This is a genomic window from Nocardioides sp. Bht2 (assembly GCF_047308515.1).
In the GTDB taxonomy this organism is placed as follows: Bacteria; Actinomycetota; Actinomycetes; order Propionibacteriales; family Nocardioidaceae; genus Nocardioides.
This window is the reverse complement of record NZ_JBLBWI010000012.1, coordinates 38,690-61,451: the sequence shown is the minus strand read 5'-3', so window position 1 is coordinate 61,451 and position 22,762 is coordinate 38,690. Positions and strand designations below refer to the sequence as shown.

General features: G+C 68.6%; 21 protein-coding genes. 5 read left to right on the top strand and 16 right to left on the bottom strand.

All coding sequences use genetic code 11. The features are described from left to right. Positions 1–31: 31 nt before the first annotated feature. Positions 32–655, bottom strand: a complete 624-nt coding sequence (locus ACLM5J_RS14865; RefSeq protein ID WP_413657222.1) for a malonic semialdehyde reductase — start codon at positions 653–655, stop codon at positions 32–34. A gap of 179 nt (positions 656–834) precedes the next feature. On the opposite strand from ACLM5J_RS14865, the gene nadA reads away from it, so the two are divergent. Beyond that, positions 835–2,010: a quinolinate synthase NadA gene (gene nadA, locus ACLM5J_RS14860; protein WP_413657221.1), complete on the top strand. Its 1,176-nt coding sequence runs from the start codon at positions 835–837 to the stop codon at positions 2,008–2,010. Between the two features lie 92 nt (positions 2,011–2,102). On the opposite strand, the gene ACLM5J_RS14855 is transcribed toward nadA, so the two are convergent. The 6 genes from ACLM5J_RS14855 to ACLM5J_RS14830 all read right to left on the bottom strand — a co-directional run bounded on the left by ACLM5J_RS14855 (position 2,103) and on the right by ACLM5J_RS14830 (position 6,761). Further along, on the bottom strand, positions 2,103–3,623 hold the full coding sequence (locus ACLM5J_RS14855; RefSeq protein ID WP_413657220.1) for a flotillin family protein: 1,521 nt from the start codon (positions 3,621–3,623) through the stop codon (positions 2,103–2,105). Positions 3,624–3,635: 12 nt separating this feature from the next. After that, a complete protein-coding gene (locus tag ACLM5J_RS14850; RefSeq protein ID WP_413657219.1) occupies positions 3,636–4,124 on the bottom strand; it encodes a hypothetical protein in 489 nt (162 codons plus the stop codon). Between the two features lie 101 nt (positions 4,125–4,225). After that, a complete protein-coding gene (pspAB, locus tag ACLM5J_RS14845; protein WP_413657218.1) occupies positions 4,226–4,798 on the bottom strand; it encodes a PspA-associated protein PspAB in 573 nt (190 codons plus the stop codon). Next, positions 4,795–5,718: a zinc metalloprotease HtpX gene (htpX, locus tag ACLM5J_RS14840; RefSeq protein WP_413657217.1), complete on the bottom strand. Its 924-nt coding sequence runs from the start codon at positions 5,716–5,718 to the stop codon at positions 4,795–4,797. Before htpX ends, pspAB begins: the two co-directional genes overlap by 4 nt. Positions 5,719–5,724: 6 nt before the next feature. Then, complete coding sequence (gene pspAA / locus ACLM5J_RS14835; protein WP_413657216.1) at positions 5,725–6,003, bottom strand: PspA-associated protein PspAA; 279 nt, start codon at positions 6,001–6,003, stop codon at positions 5,725–5,727. Beyond that, on the bottom strand, positions 6,000–6,761 hold the full coding sequence (locus ACLM5J_RS14830; protein ID WP_413657215.1) for a PspA/IM30 family protein: 762 nt from the start codon (positions 6,759–6,761) through the stop codon (positions 6,000–6,002). Before ACLM5J_RS14830 ends, pspAA begins: the two co-directional genes overlap by 4 nt. A 103-nt stretch (positions 6,762–6,864) precedes the next feature. Between ACLM5J_RS14830 and ACLM5J_RS14825 the strand changes: the two genes are divergently transcribed. After that, entirely contained in the window at positions 6,865–7,452 is a 588-nt protein-coding gene (locus ACLM5J_RS14825) for a DUF3043 domain-containing protein (RefSeq protein WP_413657214.1), read from the top strand. A 41-nt stretch (positions 7,453–7,493) separates the two neighbouring features. After that, positions 7,494–8,246, top strand: a complete 753-nt coding sequence (locus tag ACLM5J_RS14820) for a hypothetical protein (RefSeq protein ID WP_413657213.1) — start codon at positions 7,494–7,496, stop codon at positions 8,244–8,246. A gap of 87 nt (positions 8,247–8,333) precedes the next feature. Here the strand turns inward: ACLM5J_RS14820 and ACLM5J_RS14815 are convergent, their stop codons facing one another. After that, positions 8,334–8,630 (bottom strand): hypothetical protein, encoded by a 297-nt coding sequence (locus tag ACLM5J_RS14815; RefSeq protein WP_413657212.1) that lies wholly within the window; start codon positions 8,628–8,630, stop codon positions 8,334–8,336. Positions 8,631–8,780: 150 nt separating this feature from the next. Between ACLM5J_RS14815 and ACLM5J_RS14810 the strand changes: the two genes are divergently transcribed. Beyond that, positions 8,781–9,335, top strand: a complete 555-nt coding sequence (locus ACLM5J_RS14810) for an N-acetyltransferase family protein (protein ID WP_413657211.1) — start codon at positions 8,781–8,783, stop codon at positions 9,333–9,335. Positions 9,336–9,424: 89 nt separating this feature from the next. On the opposite strand, the gene ACLM5J_RS14805 is transcribed toward ACLM5J_RS14810, so the two are convergent. Next, entirely contained in the window at positions 9,425–11,008 is a 1,584-nt protein-coding gene (locus ACLM5J_RS14805) for a M4 family metallopeptidase (protein WP_413657210.1), read from the bottom strand. 174 nt (positions 11,009–11,182) lie between these two features. Next, positions 11,183–11,941, bottom strand: a complete 759-nt coding sequence (gene dapB / locus ACLM5J_RS14800) for a 4-hydroxy-tetrahydrodipicolinate reductase (RefSeq protein ID WP_413657209.1) — start codon at positions 11,939–11,941, stop codon at positions 11,183–11,185. A gap of 79 nt (positions 11,942–12,020) precedes the next feature. Here dapB and ACLM5J_RS14795 point away from each other — a divergent pair, with 79 nt between their 5' ends. Then, positions 12,021–12,536 (top strand): class I SAM-dependent methyltransferase, encoded by a 516-nt coding sequence (locus ACLM5J_RS14795; protein ID WP_413657208.1) that lies wholly within the window; start codon positions 12,021–12,023, stop codon positions 12,534–12,536. Positions 12,537–12,753: 217 nt separating this feature from the next. On the opposite strand, the gene ACLM5J_RS14790 is transcribed toward ACLM5J_RS14795, so the two are convergent. The 6 genes from ACLM5J_RS14790 to ACLM5J_RS14765 form a co-directional block, all read right to left on the bottom strand. Then, a complete protein-coding gene (locus ACLM5J_RS14790) occupies positions 12,754–14,121 on the bottom strand; it encodes a M16 family metallopeptidase (RefSeq protein ID WP_413657207.1) in 1,368 nt (455 codons plus the stop codon). Positions 14,122–14,123: 2 nt separating this feature from the next. After that, a complete protein-coding gene (locus ACLM5J_RS14785) occupies positions 14,124–16,367 on the bottom strand; it encodes a polyribonucleotide nucleotidyltransferase (RefSeq protein WP_413657206.1) in 2,244 nt (747 codons plus the stop codon). A 282-nt stretch (positions 16,368–16,649) separates the two neighbouring features. After that, positions 16,650–16,925 carry a 30S ribosomal protein S15 gene (gene rpsO / locus ACLM5J_RS14780; RefSeq protein ID WP_343991827.1) on the bottom strand — a complete coding sequence of 92 codons (276 nt, stop codon included), beginning with the start codon at positions 16,923–16,925 and terminating at the stop codon, positions 16,650–16,652. Positions 16,926–17,089: 164 nt separating this feature from the next. Then, complete coding sequence (locus ACLM5J_RS14775) at positions 17,090–17,569, bottom strand: hypothetical protein (RefSeq protein WP_413657204.1); 480 nt, start codon at positions 17,567–17,569, stop codon at positions 17,090–17,092. 3 nt (positions 17,570–17,572) lie between these two features. Then, positions 17,573–21,247, bottom strand: a complete 3,675-nt coding sequence (locus ACLM5J_RS14770; RefSeq protein WP_413657203.1) for a hypothetical protein — start codon at positions 21,245–21,247, stop codon at positions 17,573–17,575. A 35-nt stretch (positions 21,248–21,282) separates the two neighbouring features. Next, on the bottom strand, positions 21,283–22,686 hold the full coding sequence (locus tag ACLM5J_RS14765; protein ID WP_413657202.1) for a CshA/CshB family fibrillar adhesin-related protein: 1,404 nt from the start codon (positions 22,684–22,686) through the stop codon (positions 21,283–21,285). Positions 22,687–22,762: the final 76 nt, after the last annotated feature.

Genomic DNA, 22,762 nt, shown 5'->3' with positions numbered 1-22,762 from the left:
ACGTCCGGCTGCGGGAACCGAACGAGCGAGCTCAGAGAGTGGTGGTGGCGGTCTCGGCGTCGAGGCGCGGAAGCCGGTCGAACCAGGCGTTCTCACCGGGGACGCCGACGTTGACCACCAAGAACGCGTGGTTGGCGGTGCCCGCGTTGACGACCTCATCGACGCCGGCCGCGTTGAAGCCGCCCATCGGTCCGGCGTGCAGGCCGGCCGCACGGACCGCCATGATGAAGTAGCCGGACTGCATCCAGGCGTTGTTCTTCGCGATCTCGGCACGTGAGGCGGCGTCGGCGTCGAACATCGCCTTGCGCTCCGCGGCGTGCGGGAAGAAGACCGGGAACTGCTCGTGCCAGTCGGCGTCGTAGCTGAGGACCGCAAGCGCGGGAGCCTGCTCGGCCTTGGCGCGGTTCCCCTCGGCCAACTGGGCCACGACCGCGGCGCGCGCCTCGGGGCTCTGCACCCAGGTGATCCGCAGCGGCTGGTTGTTCATCATCGTCGGGCCCATCTTGGTGAGCTCGTAGATGGCGGCCAACTGCTCCTCGGAGACCGGCTGGGAGGAGAACGTGTTGGCGGTGCGCGCCTGCAGGAACAGGGCATCGGCGGTTGCGGCATCGATGCTGAGGTTGTCGTAAACGGTGGTCGCGGCGTCGACGCTCACGTGATTTCTCCCAAGGGTTCGAAGGTAGTCACCTTTTCAACGAACACCGCTGCCCGGCTCTTCCGGATCACCAAAGTGATCCACGACACGGAACTTCCTCCGGTTCCGGGAATCGTCGGGGTGACCACGAAGGTTCACCCCTCAGACCCGCCGCCCTCTCCGCCCCTAGGATGGTTCCTATGACGACGGTTGACCTGCCCCTTCTGCCACTCGGCAGGGGCACTGACCCCAACAGCGAACGCGGCGTCGATTGTCCGGGCGATCTGCCTCCGGCCTCCGACCCCGACCTGGTCGCTCGCGCCCGCGCCGCCAAGGAAGCCCTCGGCGAGAAGGTGTTCATCCTCGGACACCACTACCAGCGTGACGAGGTCATCCAGTTCGCCGACGTCACCGGCGACTCGTTCAAACTGGCCCGTGACGCCGCTGCCCGCCCGGAGGCCGAGCACATCGTCTTCTGCGGCGTGCACTTCATGGCGGAGTCGGCCGACATCCTCACCACCGACGAGCAGAAGGTGATCCTCCCGGACCTCGCGGCCGGTTGCTCGATGGCCGACATGGCTCGCCTGGCGCAGGTCGAGGACGCCTGGGACGCACTGGCCGACGCCGGCGTCGTCGACTCCGTGGTGCCGATCACCTACATGAACTCGTCCGCAGACATCAAGGCGTTCTGCGGCCGCAACGGCGGCGCCGTCTGCACCTCCTCGAACGCCGACGTAGCGCTGGAGTGGGCGTTCGCACAGAAGGGCGACCAGACCAAGGTCCTCTTCTTCCCCGACCAGCACCTCGGTCGCAACACCGCTGTCCTGAAGCTCGGCTACTCCCTCGAGGACTGTGTCGTGTGGAACCCGCTGCTCCCCAACGGTGGCCTCACCGTCGAGCAGCTGCAGGACGCCAAGATGATCCTGTGGAAGGGCCACTGCTCGGTGCACGGTCGCTTCTCCCCCGACGTCGTCGACGACCTGCGCGCGCAGGACCCGTCGATCAAGATCCTGGTCCACCCCGAGTGCACGCACGAGGTGGTCACCAAGGCCGACCTGATCGGGTCCACCGAGTTCATCATCAAGACCATCGAGGCTGCGGAGCCCGGCACCAGTTGGGCGATCGGCACCGAGCTCAACCTGGTCAAGCGGCTGGCCGACGCCCACCCGGACAAGAAGATCGTCTTCCTGGACCGCACCGTCTGCTACTGCTCGACGATGAACCGGATCGACCTGCCGCACCTGGTGTGGACCCTCGAGTCCCTGGTGGCCGGCAACGCGGTCAACGTGATCAGCGTCGACGAGAAGACCACCGCCGAGGCGAAGGTCGCCCTGCAGCGGATGCTCGACCTCCCCGGCAAGAGCGCGAAGGACTGATCACCCCACGCGCCGATAGTCCCTGACGAAAAGCCCCCTCAAACAGCGTTTGAGGGGGCTTTTCGTTCGTCAGCGTTGGCGCGACGACGCGATCATGCGTCTTCGGCGGCCACGTGGTTCGCTGCCGGGGACGGCGCGCTGGCCTGCGCCTTGCCCAGCCCGCCCATGATCTCCTGCAGGTCGAAGCCGGTGCTCGACTTCAGCAGTTGCAGGGTCTGCGCGATGTTGTTGGTGACCTGCTTGGGCAGTTCACCCGCACCGTCGGTAGAGATCACGGTCAGCTGGTCGATCGCGGCCATCGGCGCCGAGACCTCGGCAGCCAGCTTGGGCAGGATCTCCACCAGCATCTGCAGGACGGCGGCCTCGTTGTACTGGGCGAACGCCTCCGCCTTCTTGTTCATCGCCTCGGCCTCGGCTTCACCGATCGCCAACACCGAGGCGGCCTGTGCCTCACCTTCCGCGCGGACCGCGTCGGCCTCCGCGATACGGCGGGCCTTCTCCGCCTCACCACGCTTCGCGCCTTCGATCGCCTCGGCCTCGGCCAACGCCTCACGGCGCGACTTCTCACCCACACCGGTCAGACGGTCGCGCTCCGCCTCCGCTTCGGCCTTCGCGATCGCGGCCAGCTTGGCTGCGTCGGCGTCGAAGACCTGGGAGTTGCGGCGACCCTCGGCCTCGGTCTCCACCCGGTACCGCTCGGCGTCAGCGGGCTTGCGCACCTCGGTGTCGAGCTGGCGCTCCTTGAGCGCCGCCTGCCGGACGGCGACCTTCTCCTGCTCGGCGAGGATCGCCTGGTCCCGGTCGGCCTGCGCCAACGGACCGGCGGCGGCGGCCTGGGCCAGCGCGGCATCCGTCTCAGCCTTGATCTCGGCGTTCTTCAGCGCCAACTGACGCTGGGCCACGGCGATCTCCTGCTCCGCGGCGAGCCTGGCCTGCTCCGCGGCCTGGCGGGCCTCGGCCTCGGCGATGGAGGCGATCTGGTTGACCTTGGCCGCCTCCGGACGGCCGAGGTCGGCGAGGTAGGAGCCGTCGTCGGTGATGTCCTGGATCTGGAACGTGTCCAGGACCAGGCCCTGGCCGGTCAGCGAGGTCTCCGACTCATCCGCCACCCGCTGCGCGAACGCCGCCCGGTCCCGGATGATCTGCTCGACGGAGAGCGAGCCCACGATGGAACGCAGCGAACCGGCGAGCGTCTCCTGGGTGAAGGTCTCGATCTCCTTCTGCTGCGAGAGGAACCGCTGGGCGGCGGCACGGATCGAGTCCTCGTTGCCACCGACCTTGACGATCGCCACACCTTCGAGGTTGAGCTTCACGCCCTGGCCCGAGACGGCGCCACGGATCTGCACCATCAGTCGTCGCGACGACAGGTCGAGGGTGTGCGCCTTCTGCACGAAGGGGATCACGAAGACACCGCCACCCATCACGACCTTCTGGCCGGAGAGGTCGGTGGAGACCTGGCCGGTCTCCAGGTTCTTCACGGCCTTGCCCTTACGACCGGTGACGATGAAGGCCTCGTTCGGGCCGGCCACCTTGTAGCGCGTGGTGACCAGGGCGCCGAGGAGGACGACAACGATGATGATGCCGACAACGGCGATCAGAATGGTGGGTGGCACAGATGCTCCTGTTCAGAGACGGGATTCGACGAGGACCGAGGTCGGCGAGAGCACGGCGGTGATCCGGATCGGAGTGCCGGCGCTCAGCGGTTCACTGGCGCGGGCGTTCAACTTGGTGATGTGGCCGGAGGCGACAACGCTCACCTCGCCGAAGCCGTCCGCCGGGATGGCACTGATCACGGTGCCCTCGAAGCCGGCGAGGTCGCCGGTCCGCACGTTGGCCTCATCCCCGCCCTGCTTGAGCTTGAGCGAGGCCCACCCCACGCCGGCACCGACCACCAGCCCGGCGATCAGACCGAGCCCGATCGCCCAGCCCAGGCTGTCGCTGAGGTCGTAGACCAACGCACCACCGAAGCCGAAGGCGCCGAGGAAGCCTGCCAGCGCGGCACCGGAGAAGAGGTCACCACCGAAGTCGAAGAGGCCGTCGAAGAGATCGCCGATGATCAGGGAGAGCAACAGCAGCGCAATGCCTGCTGCGCCGATGATGAGGAATGCGGTCACAACCGACATCCTTCCCCATTGCTGCAGAGCCAACCCTCAGTTGGCGAGATTCGTGGACTTGGCGGGTGTCAGACCCGCTGCCGCCCACCTACGCGCGCGCCCTACAGACCGGGGGCTCCCCAGACGGCGAGCCAGCGTTGCAGATCCTTCTCCATCGGCAGTTCGGCGGAGAGGTGATCACGCACGGTGATCTCCAGGAGGTTGTCACGGCGTTCGGGACCGATCGGCGCGAACGGGTAGAACGTGCCCTGCTTGTAGAGGTAGACCAGACCCACCTTGGCGCCGTCAGCGGCCTGGAAGGGGATCAACGAACAGAGCAGGCCGGTGCCGAAGCCCTGGTCCTCCAGGACCGTGTTGACGGCGTGCAGGTCGGTACAGAGACCAGCCACGTCCAGCGGATCGCGGTGCACCAGCAGCCAGGTGAAGCCGAACCGGTCCTGGGTCACCTCGACCGAGGGCGCGTCCGGGTGCGCCTCCAGCAGCGCCACGATCTCCTGCTGGGTCTGCGCGAAGGCGGCACCGCCGGCACCCCGGAAGCAGACCGCGCCCGTCCCGGTGGGTTCCAGCCCTGCCGCGGTCTGCAGGGTGATCGCGGCGGACGGCACCATGAAGAGTGCATCCAGCTTGGCCGCGGTGGGCGCCGTCCGCCCGAAGATCGAGGCCCAGAAACTCATCCGTTGGGCCGTCCCAGCTCTGCCTGGATCCGGGCCAACTGCTCCAGACGCTGCTCCAGGCTGGGGTGGGTCGAACTGAGCGTCTTCAACGATGCGCCGCTGATCGCCGGGGCGATGAAGAACGCGTTCATCGCCGCAGAAGCACGCAGATCCTTCTGCGGGATCGCAGCCATCTCGCCGGAGATCTTCTGCAGCGCCGAGGCCAGCGCGGCCGGCTTCATGGTCAGGTAGGCACCGGCTCGATCGGCGCACATCTCGCGGTAGCGCGAGAGCAGCCGGGTGAGCAGGAAGCTGACCGCGTAGACGACCAGGCTCAGCAGCAGCGCGATCAGGTAGGCCGGCAGCGCGCCGCCGTTGTTGTTGTCGCGCCGGTTCCCGCCGAGCAACGCGAACCCGCCGTACTGGGCGGACTGGGTGATCATCCCGGCGACGATGCCGGCCGAGGAGGCCACCGTCATCACCAGGACGTCGCGGTGCGCCACGTGCGAGAGCTCGTGGGCGAGCACCCCCTCCAGCTCCTCCGCGTTCAGCGTGCGCAGGATTCCGGTCGTCACGCAGACCACGGAGCGGTTCGGCGAGCGGCCGGTGGCGAAGGCGTTCGGGATATCCATGTCCGCGACGCCGACGCGCGGCTTCGGCATATCCGCCAGCGCGCACAACCGATCGATCATGCCGTGCAGCTCGGGGGCCTCTTCAGGAGAGACCTCGCGGGCCCGCATCGCCCGCATCGCCACCTTGTCGCTGCTCCACCATTGGTAGAACGCGATGCCGATACCGATCACGGCGATGATGGGGGCGTACCCGCTGAACAGGTACATCAACGTGACGATCAACGCCACGAACAACGCGCCGAGCAGGAACATGGTCAAGGTCATCCGGGCGGTGAGGCCTCGGTCCTTGATGAAACGGGAGTGCGCCACCGTAGGTCAGCCCGGGATCAATCCATCGTCGGCGAGCAGTTCACGGACCTGCGCCAAGGTCGCCTCGGCATACGGCAGCACGGCGTCGGAGACGTCGATCGCCTCGGCGTCGTGCGGCGCGCCCACCGAACGCACCTGGTCGAGCAACGCCGCCAGGGCGGCAGCGAAGCCAGCCTCGTCGTCGGCCTCGATCGCCGTCTCCAGCGCGTCGTCCAGCTCGTTGAGACGAGCCACGTGGGCGTCGTCGACGTCGAACTGGCCCTCCCCCAGGATCCGGACGATCATGCCTGGCCCTCCTGCTTGGTCGGCTCGGCGTCCAGGATCGGGCTCTCGATCGCGGCCGGGGCGCTGGCACCCTTGAGCGCGGCCAGCTCCGACTCGACGTCGGCGGCCGAGCTCAGTGCGTCGAGCTCACGGGCGATACTGTCGCCGCCACCCGGTGCGGTGACGTCGTCGAGCGCGCCGGAAGCGAGCAGCTCGTCGATCGCACCGGCGCGGGCCTGCATCGTCGCGGTCTTGTCCTCGGCCCGCTGGATCGCCATGCCGACGTCGCCCATCTCCTCACCGATACCGGAGAGCGCCTCGTTGATCTTGGTCTGCGCCTCGGCTGCGGTGTAGGTCGCCTTGATCGTCTCCTTCTTGGTGCGGAAGGCTTCGACCTTGGCCTGCAGGCGCTGTTGGGCGAGGGTGAGCTTCTCCTCCTCGGCCTGCAGGTTGGCGTGCTGGAGACGGAGGTCCTCGATCTGCTGATTGAGGCCCGACTTGCGGGTCAGCGCCTCGCGGGCGAGGTCCTCGCGGCCCATGTCGATCGCCTTCTGAGCCTGCGTCTGGAGCTTGCTCTGCTGCTGCTCGAGCTGGGTGACCTGGAGCTCGATCCGCTTCCGGCTGGTGGCCACGTCAGCGACACCGCGCCGGACCTTCGACAGCAGTTCCAGCTGGCGCTGGTAGCTGTAGTCGAGCACCTCGCGGGGGTCCTCTGCACGGTCCAGTGCCTTGTTGGCCTTGGACCGGAAGACCAAGGTCATGCGCTTCCAGATGCTCATCGAAGGGGCGTCCCATCTGTTCGGATCTACGTCTCGATCAACCCTACTAGGTGACGCCCTAAACTGGTCCTGTCGTACTCCCTCGCCGATTGGCCTCATCGCGTTGTTCCGTCGCTCCTCTGCCGAGTCGCAGCCTGAACCCACCGACGTCCCCAAGCCCACCGGCAAGGGACGCCCCACCCCTACCCGCAAGGAAGCCCAGGAGGCAGCCAAGCTGCGCGCCAGGCCCCCGCGGACCCGCAAGGAAGCTGCGCGCCGTCAGCGCGAGCTCCGCCTCGAGTCGAGCCAGGCGGTGCGCGCCGCGCTGAAGTCCGGCGACGACGCCAACCTCCCGGCACGCGACAAGGGCCCGGTGCGGCGCTTCGTGCGTGACTTCGTGGACTGCCGGCTCAACATCGCCGAACTGCTCGCGCCGCTGCTGATCCTGATCCTGCTGCTCGGTACCGGCATCTTCGGCACCGGCGGCGCCTCGATCGCGAACGGCCTCTGGCTGGCGACCATCCTGCTGGTCGTCGGCGACACCGTGATGCTGCGCTTCCGGGTGCGCAAGGCGGTCAGCCAGCGCTTCCCCGACGCTCCGTTGAAGGGGCTCACGTTCTACGCGATCATGCGCGCCGTGAACATGCGCTTCCTGCGCCTGCCCAAGCCGCAGATCAAGATCGGGCAGCCGCTGCCGGAGCACTACCGCTGATCGGGCTCATCGCCGCACTCGCCTCGGCCACCGTCTTCGGGGTGGCCGCGGTGGTGCAGGCAGCCGTCGCCCGCGACTTCGCGGTCAGTGGGTTCGGCGATTTCATACGCGCTTCGTTGCGCAGCCCGGCCATGCTCCTCGTGGTCGGTGCCTACCTCGTCGGCTTCGTGCTGCACGCGGTCTCGGTAGTCCTGCTACCGCTCTACCTCGCTCAGGCCTGCGTCGCGTTCTCGATGCCGGTGACGGCGGTCTGCTCCGCCCGGGTCTTCCACGAACCCCTCGGCCGCGGCCGACTCGTCGGCGTCGGCGCGGTCTGCCTGGGCATCGCCCTGCTCGCCTTCGGGGCGGGCGAACCCGGGCCGCAGATCGAAGGCTGGTCGCTGCCCCTGGGTCTCGCCGCGCTACTCGCCGTCTGCGTCGTCGGTGGCCTGCTCCTGCTGAACGGCAAGGACGCCGTCGCGCTCGGTGCGCTCGCGGGGCTCGGCTATGCCGGTTCCGCCCTGGCGATGCGCGGCGTCGGCACCGAACTGACCGGGCCGACGATCCTCTCGGCGCTCCTGCTCCCGATCTTCGGCCTGATCGCCTTCTGGCTCTACTCGGTCTCGATGTCGCGCGCCGATGTCACCCCCGCCACCGGCGCGATGATCGTCAACCAGACCTTCGTGCCTGCCGTGGTCGGACTGCTGTTGATGGGCGACAGCCTGCATCCGGACGGCGTCTGGCTCGCCGTCGCCGGCCTGTCGCTGGGCACGCTTGGCGCGATCCGGCTCTCGCCGCGCCTCGACGCACTCTGAACCCGCTGCGCTCCCTGCGGACGTCATACGCCGCGTGGACGCACTTCCACCGAACGTATGACGGCCCGGCGCCAGCCCGGCAGCACGTCAGAGGCACTCGACGTCGACGCGCCGGAAACCTTCCTCGCAGAGCGCCTGGATCAGCCGCTCCCGGAGCGTGTCAACGGCGCGCGGCGGCAGATCCGCCAAGCTGATCTGGACGTGGACGTCGCCCTGGTCGTAGGCGACGACGTCATAGAGGATGCCGTTCTCGGCGATCGTGGCGTGCGGCCTGATCGGATCAGGGATCCTGGCTGCGATCTCCCACGCATGCGGAGGCGGCGGAAGCATCGGCAGTGTCGGAGCGGACATCGTCGGCGCCGACCAGCCGGTCAAGTACGTCATCATCGTCATGTTCGAGGTCATCGTTCATGTTCGAGGTCAGGGACAGAGGCTCCCCGGAGTCGGACCGTGTGCGATCGTCCCCCGGCGAACATCCCGGCCACCGTAGCACCACGTGATCCAGATCACGCCATATGCGGCAGGATGGTCCGCATGTCCCCCACCGCCGACACCTCGGTCCGCGTGGCCTGGGCCGATGACGCCGCCGCCATCGCCCGTGCCCAACTCGACGCCTGGCACGAGCAGTACCGCGATCTGCCCGCCTCTGTGACGGCCGGCCTCGACCCCGACGCTGTCGCCGCGAGCTGGCACCACGCCCTGACCCGACCGGGCGACGCCCGCAACCGGGTCCTGGTCGCCCTCCTCCGCAACCAGGTCCAGGGCTTCGTCACCACCTCGCCGGCCGCCGACCCGGACTGCGACCCGATCGTCGTCGGTGAGGTGGGCGAACTGACCGTGCCCTCCGCCCAGCGCCGGCAGGGCCACGGGTCACGCCTCCTTCAAGCCGCTGCCGACACCCTGACGTCGGACCGCTTCACCAGGGCCGTCACCTGGGTGAATGCGGCGGACGACGAGACTCGAAAGTTCCTGACCGCCGCCGGTTGGGCCCCGGACGGTGCGTACCGCGAGCTCGAACTCGACGTCGCGGCACCAGGCACGGAGCCGCAGCGGCTCAAGCAGGTCCGGCTGCACACCGCCCTCGCCTGACGTGAGTGCACCGGGGCCCCGGAGAGCGCGCTGAAGAGAGCACTGGCCCGCCCCGACGCAGCACGGAGCGGGCCAGCGAGTCCTGGACGTCAGTTCACGCCGACGGCGCTCCAAGCGGCGGCCACAGCGGCCCGCTGAGGCGAGCTGGGGCCGTACAGGTCGGTGGCGGACTGCAGGGTCGCCGTCCGGGCCTGGGCGTAGGTGGTGCCCGAGGTGAAGTAGACGGTCAGTGCCCGGAACCAGATGTCAGCCGCGGCGGCTCGGCCGATCCCAGCGAGGCTCGAGCCGTTGCAGGTCGGGCTGTTGTGTGCCTTGCCGCCGACCGTCTTGGCTCCCGACCCCTCGGCCAGCAGGTAGAAGAAGTGGTTGCCGACGCCGGACGAGTAGTGCACGTCGAGGTTCTTGGTGGTGCTGGTCCAGCACCCCACCGACTTGCCGTCGGAGGCCGGGTCGTCCATCCGCCGCAGCCCACTGCCGTCGGCCAGGTCGAACTCCTCACCGATCAGGTAGTCCCCGGGGTCGTTGGTGTTGGCGGCATGGAACTCGACCATCGTGCCGAAGATGTCCGACGTCGCCTCGTTGAGGCCACCGGACTCACCCGAGTAGGTGAGGTTCGCGGTGTTCTCGGTGACTCCGTGGCTCATCTCGTGGCCCGCCACGTCGAGGGAGACCAACGGGCCGTAGTTGGTGCCGTCCCCGTCGCCGTAGGTCATCTTCTCGCCGTCCCAGAAGGCGTTCACATAACCATTGCCGTAATGCACCCGGCTGACGGCTCCCTTGCCGTTCCCGAAGATCCCCTGCCGGCCGTGCACCTGAGCGAAGTAGTCCCAGGTCTGCGCGGCGCCGTAGTGGGCGTCGACCGCCGCGCTCTCCCGACTCGCCGAGGTGCCGGTGCCATAGGAGGTGTCGGTGCTGGCGAATGCGACCCCCTTCGCGCAGCCGAGCCCCAGCAGGTTGCAGAGCAGACCGTCGGTCTTGTTCTGCGCATCCACCGTCGACGAGTTCCCGCGATCCGGGTCGGTCAGCACATACCCGCTTCCGCTGGTGCTGATCTCCACCGGCACCGAGCCGCTGTAGAGCCCCGTGCCCTGGCCGTCGACATTGTGGATCTGCTGCACCGCGCGGAGCACCGTGCCCGAGGTCGCATCGACATAGGTGGCGAGCCGGCTCGGCGTGCCATCGCGCTGTACCCCGGAGGTCACCACCTCCCAGGCCAGGACCGGCTTCGCTGCCGTGGCGTCCACCACGAGTTGCGCGGTACCGGTCACCTCCGCCTTCCGGATCGCCCGCTGGAACCGGCTGCCGGTCGCCTTGCGCTCCGCCACGCCCCGCGCGACCCGCGCCTTGGTGGCGAGCGAGAGCGGAGCCCGCAGGGTCTGGTTGACGCCGCTGAGGTCGCCGTCCGCGCTCTGGTGGACGACCAGGTCGCCACCGATCACCGGAAGCCCCCGGTAGGTCCGCTCGAACCGGACGTGGGTGCGGCCGTTCGCGTCCCGGATCTGAGCCCGCCGCTCGAAGCCCTGTCCGGCGGCGTCGCGGGCCAGCGCGGGATGGGCGTCCAGCGCGGCCAGGGCGCCCGGCCGATCCTGCTGCGCCTGGGTGGGACCGGCGACGCCGACCACCCCCAGCGATGCCGCGAGCCCGAGAACGGCCGCTGCCGAGATAACACGCATGCTGATCTACCTGCCTTCTGTGTGACCCTCCGGGTCGAAGGCTGCCAACGCCACCGTGTGGTGGCGAGATCAACGGCGCTGCAGATCTTCGCAATGCACGAAGTTGCAGAGCGGGTTACGGCCTGGACACCACACTTTCGCCCACGCCCGATGAGTGGCGTGGTCGATCGTGGTTCAGCCCAGGTCGAGGAAGTGCTCGAGGCCGACCGTCAGTCCCGGGTTGCTACCGATCGCACGGACACCGGCGAGAACGCCGGGCCCGAACGAGGCACGGTCCATCGAGTCGTGCCGGATGGTCAGGGTCTCGCCGGGGCCGCCCAGGACGACCTCCTGGTGAGCGATCAGGCCACGGGCCCGGATCGAGTGCACCCGGACGCCGTCGACGTCGGCACCGCGGGCGCCGTCCAGGGAGGTGGAGGTGGCGTCCGGCATCGGCGCGGAGCCGGCCTCGCGGCGCGCTTCGCTGACCAGTTCGGCGGTCCGCCGGGCGGTACCGGACGGCGCGTCGGCCTTGGTCGGGTGATGCAGTTCGATGATCTCCACCGATTCGTAGTGCGGGGCGGCGAGCGCGGCGAAGCGCATCATCAGGATCGCGCCGATGGAGAAGTTGGGAGCGATCAGCACGCCGGCCTCCGGCTTGGCGGCCAGCCAGGCCTCCAGTTGGGCCAGACGCTCGTCGTCGAAGCCGGTCGTGCCGACGACGGCGTGGATGCCGTTGGCGATGCAGTACTCCAGGTTGCCCATCACCACATCGGGGTGGGTGAAGTCCACGACGACCTGCGCGCCGGAGCGGACCAACTCCTCGCGGTCGTCTCCGGCGTCGATGGCGGCCACCAGTTCGAGGTCTGCCGCGGCCTCCACGACGGAGCAGATCTCACTGCCGACCTTGCCGCGTGCACCCAGCACGCCCACCCGAATCTTCACGTCACTCACGTGTCCAAACCTACTGCGTTGCGACACGAAGCCGGACCGGTGGTGTGCGTTTGGAACAGGAGGTGGCAATCTTTACCCCATGGTGTTGCAGACGATTCCAGCGCGGATCCGCTGGGCCGTGGACGTACTCGATGTCCAACCGGCCGATCAGATTCTCGAGATCGGGTGCGGACAGGGGTTCGCAGCCGAGCTGATCTGCAGTCGCCTGACCACGGGCCGCCTGCTCGCGATCGACCGTTCCGAGTCCGGAGTCGACCGCACCAAGCGGCGTTGCGCCAAGTATGTGGAGGCTGGTCGCCTCGCCGTCCGGCACATCGATCTGGCGACCCTGCGGGTTCCGGTCAAGCGTCTGGACCGCGCCTTCGCCTTCAACGTGAACCTCTTCTGGGTCCGCGAGTGCCAGGACGAGTTGGCGCTGATCCACGAGCGCCTCTCCCCCGGCGGCGCGCTCTTCCTCTTCTACGACGCCCCCAAGGCCGACGAGCTGCTGACGATGGCCGGCAAAGCCTCCGACGCCCTCGTCAGAGCCGGCTTCGAGGTCTCGGTGATCAACAACAACCAGCCGCTGGCGATCGGCCTCATCGCCCGCCGTTAGCCGAACCGTCAGCTACATGCGCCGAACTGTCAGCTATACGCGCCGAACCGTCAGTGAGACGCGTCGAACCGTCACATAGGTGACGGCGCCAGCTGAACGACTGACGGCTCAGCGCGTGTGCCTGACGGTTCGGCGCGTATGTCTGACGGCTCGGAGCGTGTGCCTGACGGCTCGGCGCGTGTGCCTGACGGCTCGGCGCGTGTGCCTGACGGTTCGGCTATTGGGGGCCGACGACGGCGAGGATCTCGGGCTGGGCGAAGAGCTTGGCGGCCAGGGTCCGGACGTCGTCGAGGGTGACGGCGTCGATCCGTTCGAGGACCTCGTCGAGGCTAAGCATCTCGTCGTGGACGAGTTCGGCCTTGCCGATCCGACTCATCCGGGAGCCGGAATCCTCCATACCGAGGACCAGACCGCCCTTCATCTGGCCTTTGCCGCGGGTCAGCTCTTCGGCGGTGATCCCCTCGCGGGCGACCTTGCCCAGCTCGGCGCGGATCACCTCCAGGACCTCGTCGTACTTGCCGGGCAGGCACCCCACAGCGACGCCGACCAGACCGGCGTCGGCATGGCTGCTGCCGAAGAAGTAGACCGAATAGGCCAACCCGCGTCGCTCACGCACCTCCTGGAAGAGCCGTGACGACGTCCCACCACCGATCGCCGTGGAGAGCACGCCGAGCGCGAAGCGCCGCTCGTCGCTGCGGGTGATCCCCTTGACGCCCAGGACGAGGTTCACCTGCTCGAAGGGCTTGGCGACCATCGCCGTTCCTGCGGTGACCCGACGGGCCCGCTCGGTGATCCGCGGCGGCACCGGGGCCTCGTCGCCCTTGAGGAAGCCGTGCCTACCGAAGGCTGCGCGCACCTGACGGACCACGGTGGCATGGTCGATGTTGCCGGCGACCGCGACCACCATGTTCGCGGCGCGGTAGTGGCTCTTGTAGAACCGGTTGATCTGGGCCCGGGTCAACGCCCGGATCGACTCTTCGGTACCGGCGATCGGACGCCCCAAGGGGGTGTCGCCGTACGCCTGGGCCGCGAAGAGGTTGTGCACCACGTCGTCGGGATCGTCGTCGTGCATGGCGATCTCGTCGAGGATCACCTCGCGCTCGGCTTCGACATCGGCGTCGGCCAGCAACGATCCGGTGATCATGTCGCCGAGCACGTCGACGGTCATCTCGAGATCGTGGTCGAGCACCCGCGCGTGGAAGCAGGTGTACTCCTTGGCGGTGAAGGCGTTGAACTCGCCGCCCACCGCGTCGAGAGCGACCGAGATATCCATCGCGGTGCGCTCCCGGGTGCCCTTGAAGAGCAGATGCTCAAGGAAGTGCGAGCAGCCGTGCAGCGAGGGACTCTCGTCCCGCGACCCGACACCCACCCAGACGCCGATGCTCGCCGAGCGGACGCCGGCCATCTGTTCGGTGACCACGCGGAGGCCGCCGGGCAGCACCGTCCGTCGGACCTGGGAGACGACCTGGCCGTCCTGGTCCTTCTCGGTGAGCAGGGTGCGGGTGCTGCCGGTCTGCTGCGCAACGGCCGACCGGCCGGCAGAAATCTGCCGGCCGGTCGGGTGCACGCTTGATGCGTGGGTCATGCTCAGGCTTCCGCGTCGTCCTCGGTCGCGGCGTCGCCGGCCTCAGCCGACTCCGACTCCTCGACCACGGGGATCAGGGAGAGCTTGCCGCGGTCGTCGATCTCGGCGATCTGGACCTGGACCTTCTGGCCCACGGCGAGGACGTCTTCGACCGTGTCGACCCGCTTGCCGCCGGCCAGCGAACGGAGCTTGCTGATGTGCAGCAGGCCGTCCTTGCCCGGGAGCAGGGAGACGAACGCACCGAAGTTGGTCGTCTTGACGACGGTGCCGAGGTAGCGCTCGCCGACCTCGGGCATCGTCGGGTTGGCGATGGCGTTGACGGCCGCGCGGGCCGCCTCGGCTGCCTCGCCGTTGGTCGCGCCGATGTAGACGGTGCCGTCGTCCTCGATGGAGAGGGTTGCGCCGGTGTCGTCCTGGATCTGGTTGATCACCTTGCCCTTGGGGCCGATGACCTCGCCGATCTTGTCGACCGGCACCTTCACCGTGATGATCCGCGGGGCGTGCACCGACATCTCGTCGGGAGCGTCGATCGCCTCGTTCATCACCTCGAGGATGGCCAGACGGGCGTCACGGGCCTGGGTCAGCGCCGCAGCGAGGACCTCGGCCGGGATGCCGTCGAGCTTGGTGTCGAGCTGGAGCGCGGTGACGAACTCCTTGGTACCGGCGACCTTGAAGTCCATGTCGCCGAAGGCGTCCTCGGCACCGAGGATGTCGGTCAGCGCGACGTACTGGGTCTCGCCGTCGATCTCACCCGAGATGAGGCCCATCGCGATACCGGCGACGGAGGCCTTCAGCGGCACACCGGCGGCGAGCAGCGACAGGGTCGAGGCGCAGACGGAGCCCATCGAGGTCGAGCCGTTGGAGCCCATCGCCTCGGAGAGCTGACGGATCGCGTAGGGGAACTCCTCGCGGCTCGGCAGCACCGGCAGCAGGGCGCGGCGGGCCAGCGCACCGTGTCCGACCTCGCGGCGCTTCGGCGAGCCGACGCGGCCGGTCTCACCGGTGGAGAACGGCGGGAAGACGTACTTGTGCATGTAGCGGCGGTGCTTCTCCGGCGACAGCGTGTCGAGCTGCTGCTCGAGCTTCAGCATGTCGAGGGTGGTGACGCCCAGGATCTGGGTCTCGCCACGCTCGAACAGAGCCGAACCGTGGACGCGCGGGATCACGCCGACCTCGGAGTGCAGCGGACGGATGTCGGCGAGGCCACGACCGTCGATGCGGACCTTGTCGCGCAGGACGCGCTCGCGCACGACCTCCTTGTTCAGCGAGCGGAACGCTGCGCCGATCTCCTTCTCGCGACCCTCGAACTGGCCGGCCAGCTTCTCCAGCAGCGCAACCTTGAGCTCGTCGGTCTTGGCCTCGCGCTCCTGCTTGTCGCCGATCGTCATCGCGCTGGTCAGGTCAGCCTTGGCGGCAGCCGTGACGGCCTCGTAGACGTCGTCCTCGTAGTCGAGGAAGATCGGGAACTCCTGGACCGGCTTGGCGGCCACAGCGGCGAGCTCGGCCTGGGCCTGAACCAGCTGCTTGATGAAGGGCTTGGCAGCGTCGAGGCCGGTGGCCACGATCGCCTCGGTCGGAGCCTGGGCACCGGCCTGCACCTTGTCGAAGGTGGTCTCGGTGGCCTCGGCCTCCACCATCATGATGGCGACGTCGCCGGTCTCGGTGACGCGGCCGGCCACGACCATGTCGAAGACGGCGTCCTCGAGCTGGCTGTGGGTCGGGAACGCCACCCACTGGCCGTCGATCAGGGCGACGCGGACGCCGCCGACCGGGCCGGAGAACGGCAGCCCGGAGAGCTGGGTCGACAGCGACGCGGCGTTGATCGCCAGCACGTCGTAGGGGGTGTCGGGGTTGAGTGCCATCACCGTGATGACGACCTGGACCTCGTTGCGCAGACCCTTCTTGAAGGTCGGGCGCAGCGGGCGGTCGATCAGGCGGCAGGTGAGGATCGCGTCCTCGCCCGGGCGGCCTTCGCTACGGAAGAACGAGCCGGGGATCTTGCCGGCCGCGTACATCCGCTCTTCCACGTCGATGGTCAACGGGAAGAAGTCGAAGTGGTCCTTGGGGTGCTTGCCGGCGGTGGTCGCCGACAGCAGCATGGTGTCGTCGTCGAGGTAGGCGGTCACCGAACCGGCGGCCTGGCGGGCCAGCAGGCCCGTCTCGAACTTGACCTTGCGGGTGCCGAAGCGACCGTTATCGAGAACGGTCTCCACAGCAGAGATAGTGGGTTCTGCCACATTGCTCATGAAGAGAAGTGTGCTTTCTGTTCGCGGAGCGAACCGCCGCCGCCTCGACTGGCGGGAGCGTGCGAATGAAGTCCCCGCATAAAATTGGCCGGTCTTCGATCGAGGCTCGCAGATCGACGATCTGAGAGCCACTACCGAGGACCGGGCCCGGCGTCGCGCGGGTCGCTCCTGGATTAATTCCGTGTTCAGTTGTGTACGTCCCGAGCCTATCGCTCGGGTCATGGATGCGGAAGAAGCGGCCACCTCGGGAGGTGGCCGCTTCCGCGCGTCACAAGTCGTTGATCAACGACGAAGGCCGAGGCGCTCGACGATCGAACGGTAGCGCTCGATCTCGGTCTTCTGCAGGTAGTTCAGCAGACGACGGCGCTGGCCGACGAGCAGCAGCAGACCACGACGGCTGTGGTGGTCGTGCTTGTGCTGCTTGAGGTGCTCGGTGAGGTGGGCGATGCGGTGGCTGAGCAGCGCGATCTGCACCTCCGGAGAACCGGTGTCGCCCTCGGTCGTGGCGTATTCGGCGATGATCTTCTTCTTGGTCTCCGCGTCGGTACCAATGGACATACGGCGACTCCTCTCCTGATGTTCGTTGCGCGGCGCCACCGATAGGTCATCGATGGCTCTCTTTATCCGCGGCCGTTCTGACGGCAGGTGTCACCCGCGAAGGGCAACCTGGCGAGACTATCAATCACTCGCAGCCGCGAGCGAATCGGTGGAGGCTCTCCGTGTCAGCGCAGCGCCCCCCGCTGGACGTGGAAGGTGCACTGGTCGGCCTGCTTCGGCACCTCGGCCGAGAGAGTCACCTTCTTCTCGGCCCCGGCCGCCAGCGCCTTCACCACCGCCACGTCGCGGGCCAACACGTCGGAGGTCGCGTTGATCCAGGAGACGGTCACCACGTAGTCACGCGCCTTCTTGGCGGAGTTGGTGACGGTGGCGGCCACCTCCTGCCTACCCGGCTCGGCGACGCACGGCCCGAAGGAGACGTCGGCGACGGCGCCTTCCGGCTTGGCGAGCTCCGGGACGTCGGGCAGGTCGGTCGGCGAGACCTTGCCGGGGTCGACGCTGGGCTGTGCGGTGGGGGTCGACTTCTCCTTACCCGACTCGCCCTTGTCGTCGTTGCCGGAGCAGGCTCCCAGGGCGAGCAGGCCGCACAGCGCGACAGCGGTGACTGCCGTCAGCCGACGGCGGTGGGATGGAACGAGACGCATCTGTCAGCTCTCTCCTCGACGAATCCTGCGGCGGGCGCCGACCAGGATGACGATACCGGCGCCGAGCAGTGCGGCCCCGAGGCCCAGCCAGCCGCGCCCGAAGCCACCGGCGTCGGGCAGCGAGCTGTCACTGGCGGTCCGCACCTCGGCCGCGTCGTCGGCGCTGCTCACCGGGGACCGGGTCGTGTCACCGGCAGCGTGGGCGACGTTGACCAGCGGGCCGTCGCCCAGATCGGCGGCCCGGACGGTGTAGTCGGCCGAGCAGGTCGTGCTCTCCCCCGGCTCCAGGCTGCGGGCAGCACAGGTGACGGCGACGCCGGCGTTGCTCAGCATCGGGTCGACCACCCGGACCTTGTTGATCCTCAGCGTTCCGGTGTTGGTGATGGTGAACCGGTAGCGGACCACCTCGCCGGCGTCGGCCAGGCCGTTGTCGTTGCGGTCCTGCAGCTCAGCCTCCTTGACCAGGGAGAGCCGGGAGACGGGGACCAACGGTGTGGTGGTCTGGTCCTGGTTGCTGTTCACCGGCAGTGCGGGGTGCGCGGCACCGGGAACGCCGGTGCCGGTGGCGACGGCCTTGTTGTTGACCGCGCCGGCGACCATCTCCCGTTCGGTGATGATGTGCGGCGCCGCCGTACAGGTGGTCGACTCCCCCGCCTGCAGGCTGGTGGCGAGGCAGCTCACCGTACCGAGCAGCGGGTCGTCCACGGCGACGTCGGTGACGGTGACCGTTCCGGTGTTGGTGACGGTGAACCTGTAGGTGATCGCGTCACCGGCACCGATCCGGCCGTTGCCGTTGCTGTCAACGGGCTCCCCGGCCTCCTTGTCGAGCAGCAGCTCGACCACCCGGTCGGTGTCGACCACTTCGGTGTCGCCGACCGGTGGCAGCGGATTGTCGTCGGGGTCGACGCCGATGACGTCGGCACGGTTGATCACCGAACCCTGGTCGACGTCGTCCAAGGTGACTTCGTAGGGCGCCGCGGTGCAGGTGGTACTGCGGGTGGGCAGCAGCGTGTCGGCGTCACAGGTGACCGCACCCAGCATCGGGTCGGTGACGACGATCTGGGTGATCGGCACGTTGCCGACGTTGGTCACTGTGAAGCCGAAGTGCACCAGGTCTCCGGCGTCGCTGCGACCGTTGCCGTTGACGTCGTCGATGCTGCTGACCGACTTGTCCAGCGCGAGCTCGGGCGCGGGCACGGTGGTCGGCGTCGAGGTGGTGTCCGGCGGGCTCTCGACCTCCCCACCGTCAGGGTCCTCAGCGGTCGCGAAGGCGCTGTTGTGGACAGCACCGCGAGCCACGTCGGCAGCGGTCACGGAGTAGGGCGCCGAGACGTACTCACGTACCGCACCCGGGTCCAGCCTGCCGAGGCAGCCGACGACACAGGTCGGGGCGATGCCTGCGTCGCTGAGCATCTGGTCCTCGACGACGACCTCGTCGAGCGGAACGTTGCCGGTGTTGGTCACCGTGAAGGTGAAGATGATCCGGTCTCCCGCATCGGTGATCCCGGAACCGTTCCGGTCGATCGGCGCCCGCGCCAGCTTCTCGATGCTCAGGCCCGGCGCGGGCCGGGTGGTCGGCGTCGCGGTCGTGTCCGGCGGGCTGGCCGCCGGGGCGCCGTCGGGGTCGGTGGCCGTCGCGGTGGCACTGTTGGCAACGACACGATCGGCGACGTCGGCCGCGCTCACCCGGTAGGGCGCCGAGGACGTGCAGGCGGCCACCTCTCGCGGCAGCAACCGCGTGGGTAGGCAGGCGATGGTGATCCCCTGCGCCGCCAGCTTGTCGTCGACGACGGTGACCCCGTCCAGCGGAACGTTGCCGGTGTTGGTCACGGAGAAGGTGTAGCTGATCTGGTCGCCCGCGTCGGTCAGCCCGGAGTCGTTGACGTCGGTGGGCGCGGAGGCGATCTTCTCGATCGTCAACGTGGGCTGGGGCCGGGTGGTCGGCGTCGACGTGGTGTCCGGCGGGCTGGTCACCGGATCACCGTCGGGGTCGTCTCCGATCGCGGTGGCACGGTTCGCCACCGACCCTGCGGCCTCGTCCGCCTCGGTGACCACATAGGGCGCGCTGGTGCAGAGCACCGGAGCATCACCCGGACCGATCCAGGAGACCGTGCAGGTGATCGCCAGCGGGCTCAACCGCGGGTCGTCGATCTCCAGGTCGAAGACCGGGACGTTGCCGGTGTTGGTGATCGCGAAGGTGTAGACGATCTCGTCACCTGCGTCGGTGAGCCCGGAACCGTTGATGTCCCGGACCACCGAGACGCTCTTGTCGACCTTGAGTGCGGGTGCCGGGACGCTGGTCGGCACCGCGGTCGAGTCCGGGGCCGAGTCGACCGGAAGGCGGTCGGGATCGGCACCGTGCGCGGTCGCGGTGTTGGCGACGGCGCCGGCCCGCTCGTCGTCCTCGGTGACGACATAGACGTCGTCCGCGCGGCAGGTCACCTCGTCCCCGACCTCGATCGTCGTGGCGTCACAGACGATCCCGATCCCGACCGCGACCAGCGCCGGGTCGGCCACCCGCAGAGTCGCGATCGGTACGTTGCCGGTGTTGCGCACCACGAACTCATAGGTGATCCGGTCACCGGCATCGGTCAGGCCCGACGCGTTGCTGTCCACCACCTGATCGACGATCTTGTCCAGGGTGATCCCCGGCTGCGGCAGCGTGGTCGGCGTCGTGGTCACGCTCGGCGGGGTCTGCACCGTACCGCCGTCGGGGTCCTGCCCTTGAGCGGTTGCACGGTTGGCCACCGCTCCGTCGACGACGTCGGCGCGGGTGATCCGGTAACCGCTCGCGGCGAAGGTGCGCTCGGCACCGGGGGCCAGCGGTCCCGCACAGTTGACGGTGCAGGCGATCTCGACACCGGCCGCCGTCAGCTTCGGGTCGCTGAGTGTGATGGCGCTGATCGGCACGTTGCCGACGTTGCTGACCACGAACGTGTAGTCCAGGGTGTCGCCGGCATCGGTCAGGCCGGAGCCGTTGACGTCGTCGACGGTGCCCGCGGTCTTGACCAGGCTCAGCTGCGGTTGCGGCAAGGTGGTCGGCGTGGAGGTGGTGTCCTCGGGGCTGCGCACCGGGCCGTCGTCGGGGTCGCGGCCATTGGCGGTGGCGCTGTTCGCAACCGCGCCGTTCGCCACGTCCGCCGCGGTCACCACGTAGGGCTCCTCGGTAAGACATTCGGTACTGGCACCCGGTCCGCCCACCGTCAGCGCGGTGGCGTCGCAGGTGATCGTCAGTCCGGCCAACATCGGGTCGTCGACGACGATCTGGCGCACCGGGACGTTGCCGACGTTCGTCACCATGAAGGTGAAGTGCAGCGTGTCGCCGGCGTCGGTGATCCCCGAGCCGTTGACGTCGCTCGGCGTCCCCGCGGTCTTCACGATGCTGAGCTTGGGGTCGGGCCGGTCGACGGGAACGTTGGTGGTGCTCGGCGGGCTCTCGATCGGCACCTGCGGCGGAACGCTGGTGGTGGCTCGCACGGTTGCGACATTGGTGATGTGTTTGGCCTGCTCGTCGGCGGCGGTGATCGTGTAGTCACGGTCGGCGACGCAGCGCACCGACTCCCCCGGTGCGAGCTCGTTGGCGCCAGGGAAGTCACAGACCACCCCGATGCCGAGCGCGGCCAGCTTCGGGTCGTCGACGCTGAGGTCTTCCAGCGTCACGTTGCCGGTGTTGGTCACCTCGAACTGATACCGGACGGTGTCACCCGCGTCGGTCAGCCCGGAGGAGTTGACGTCGGTCGGGCGCCAGGCGTCTCGTTGTCGGCGGCGATCCGAAGCCGGAGGTAGGTGGCCTTGGTGCCACCCGAGCTGAGCACGTCATTGGGGATCGTCCAGCTCAACTGGACCGATCCGGCCCCCGGACACGCGACGACGGCGCTCCGCTCGGCGGCGTCGAAGCTGCCGTTGAGGTTCCAGTCGATCCAACCGGCCACCTGGCCCCCGACCGCGGCGTTGCGCCGACAGGCGACGTCGACAGTGAAGGTCTGCCCGGGAGTGACCAAGCGGGTGCCGAGCGCAGTGATCGCGTCCTCGTCGTCGGGTCCGGCGACCGGTGCCGCGTCGTCGCCGTCGGCAGCGGCCCCGTACGGCTGGGAGAGTTCGCCGTCGGTGTTCTCCCCGAGCCGCGGCGACGGCGCGGAGAGCTCGGCCAGGGCCAGGGTCTGCAGGTTGGTGCCCCGCTGGGTGGTGGAGAACGGCACGGTGGTCAGCGGCACCTCGCCGCCGACGTAGTTGAACTGAGTGCCGGCCACCGCCTCGCCGTAGGAGAGCGGCGCGTCGCCGAAGTCGAAGTCGAGCGCCACGCCGAGGGCGATGGCGCTCTTGCCGCCGCCGGCGACGGTCACCTTGGTGGCGCTGGTGGCGTTCTCCATGAAGGCGATCGCCGAAGGCCCGGGATACTCCGCGGCGTTGTTCTCGCAGCTGTTGGTGGCCGGCCCGTACATCTCCAGTCGGTTGGTACCCGCGGCGGCGGTACCGGTCTCGGTGCGCCGCGCGGTCGCCGTCAGGGTGCAGGCACCGCCCCTGATCCGGTCCAGGATCCGCCAGGTCGTCGGCAGGCTGTTGGCGGGGTTGGTGCGCGGAATGGTTGCCGCCACGTGCTCGGTGTCACCACCGGACGACTCGGCGTCGGCCATCACCAGGCCGGAGAGCGGGAAGGGCGCGCCGCCGAGGGTGGCCGAACACGCGAAGTCGAACTCGACGGTGTTGGCGGTGGTGCGGTTGGAGAGCCCGACGATCATCTGGTTGGCGGTACCGGTACCGCCCCGGTTGTAGAGCTCGTCGAACCCGTCGCCGCGCCAGGTCCCGGGACGGTAGGCCTCCAACAGCGAGCCGCTGCCCGTGCCGCGGGTCCGGCCGATGTTCTTGACCGAACAGGTGACGGCCAGGGTCTGGCCGGCGATCGTTGAGGTCTCGGTGACCGTCTTGCCGGAGTTGGAGATCTGTTCGCCCGCCACCGAGCCCCAGGAGATCCACTCGATCGCCTTGAACCGTGCGGCGCCACCGGTCGCTTGGAGCGCTTCGGCCTCTGGTGCGGTGGCCACCTCGGCGACCGCGAAGCCGGTCAACGACGTGGCAATCAGTGCCAGTGCGGCGATACCGCGACTCCATGCCCTCACGGCGCCCCTCCAGCCCTCGGGTCAGAAGCACCGAGGCTAATAAAGGGGCGCGCGTGATAGGCCGGAATCTTCTTGC

Coding starts and splice junctions, on each gene's coding strand:
- ACLM5J_RS14830 (WP_413657215.1), bottom strand. CDS start 6,761: ATGAGCATCTGGAAGCGCATGACCTTGGTCTTCCGGTCCAAGGCCAAC.
- ACLM5J_RS14810 (WP_413657211.1), top strand. CDS start 8,781: ATGTCCCCCACCGCCGACACCTCGGTCCGCGTGGCCTGGGCCGATGAC.
- ACLM5J_RS14775 (WP_413657204.1), bottom strand. CDS start 17,569: ATGCGTCTCGTTCCATCCCACCGCCGTCGGCTGACGGCAGTCACCGCT.
- ACLM5J_RS14805 (WP_413657210.1), bottom strand. CDS start 11,008: ATGCGTGTTATCTCGGCAGCGGCCGTTCTCGGGCTCGCGGCATCGCTG.
- ACLM5J_RS14815 (WP_413657212.1), bottom strand. CDS start 8,630: ATGACGTACTTGACCGGCTGGTCGGCGCCGACGATGTCCGCTCCGACA.
- ACLM5J_RS14790 (WP_413657207.1), bottom strand. CDS start 14,121: ATGACCCACGCATCAAGCGTGCACCCGACCGGCCGGCAGATTTCTGCC.
- nadA (WP_413657221.1), top strand. CDS start 835: ATGACGACGGTTGACCTGCCCCTTCTGCCACTCGGCAGGGGCACTGAC.
- rpsO (WP_343991827.1), bottom strand. CDS start 16,925: ATGTCCATTGGTACCGACGCGGAGACCAAGAAGAAGATCATCGCCGAA.
- ACLM5J_RS14795 (WP_413657208.1), top strand. CDS start 12,021: ATGGTGTTGCAGACGATTCCAGCGCGGATCCGCTGGGCCGTGGACGTA.
- pspAB (WP_413657218.1), bottom strand. CDS start 4,798: ATGAGTTTCTGGGCCTCGATCTTCGGGCGGACGGCGCCCACCGCGGCC.
- ACLM5J_RS14785 (WP_413657206.1), bottom strand. CDS start 16,367: ATGAGCAATGTGGCAGAACCCACTATCTCTGCTGTGGAGACCGTTCTC.
- pspAA (WP_413657216.1), bottom strand. CDS start 6,003: ATGATCGTCCGGATCCTGGGGGAGGGCCAGTTCGACGTCGACGACGCC.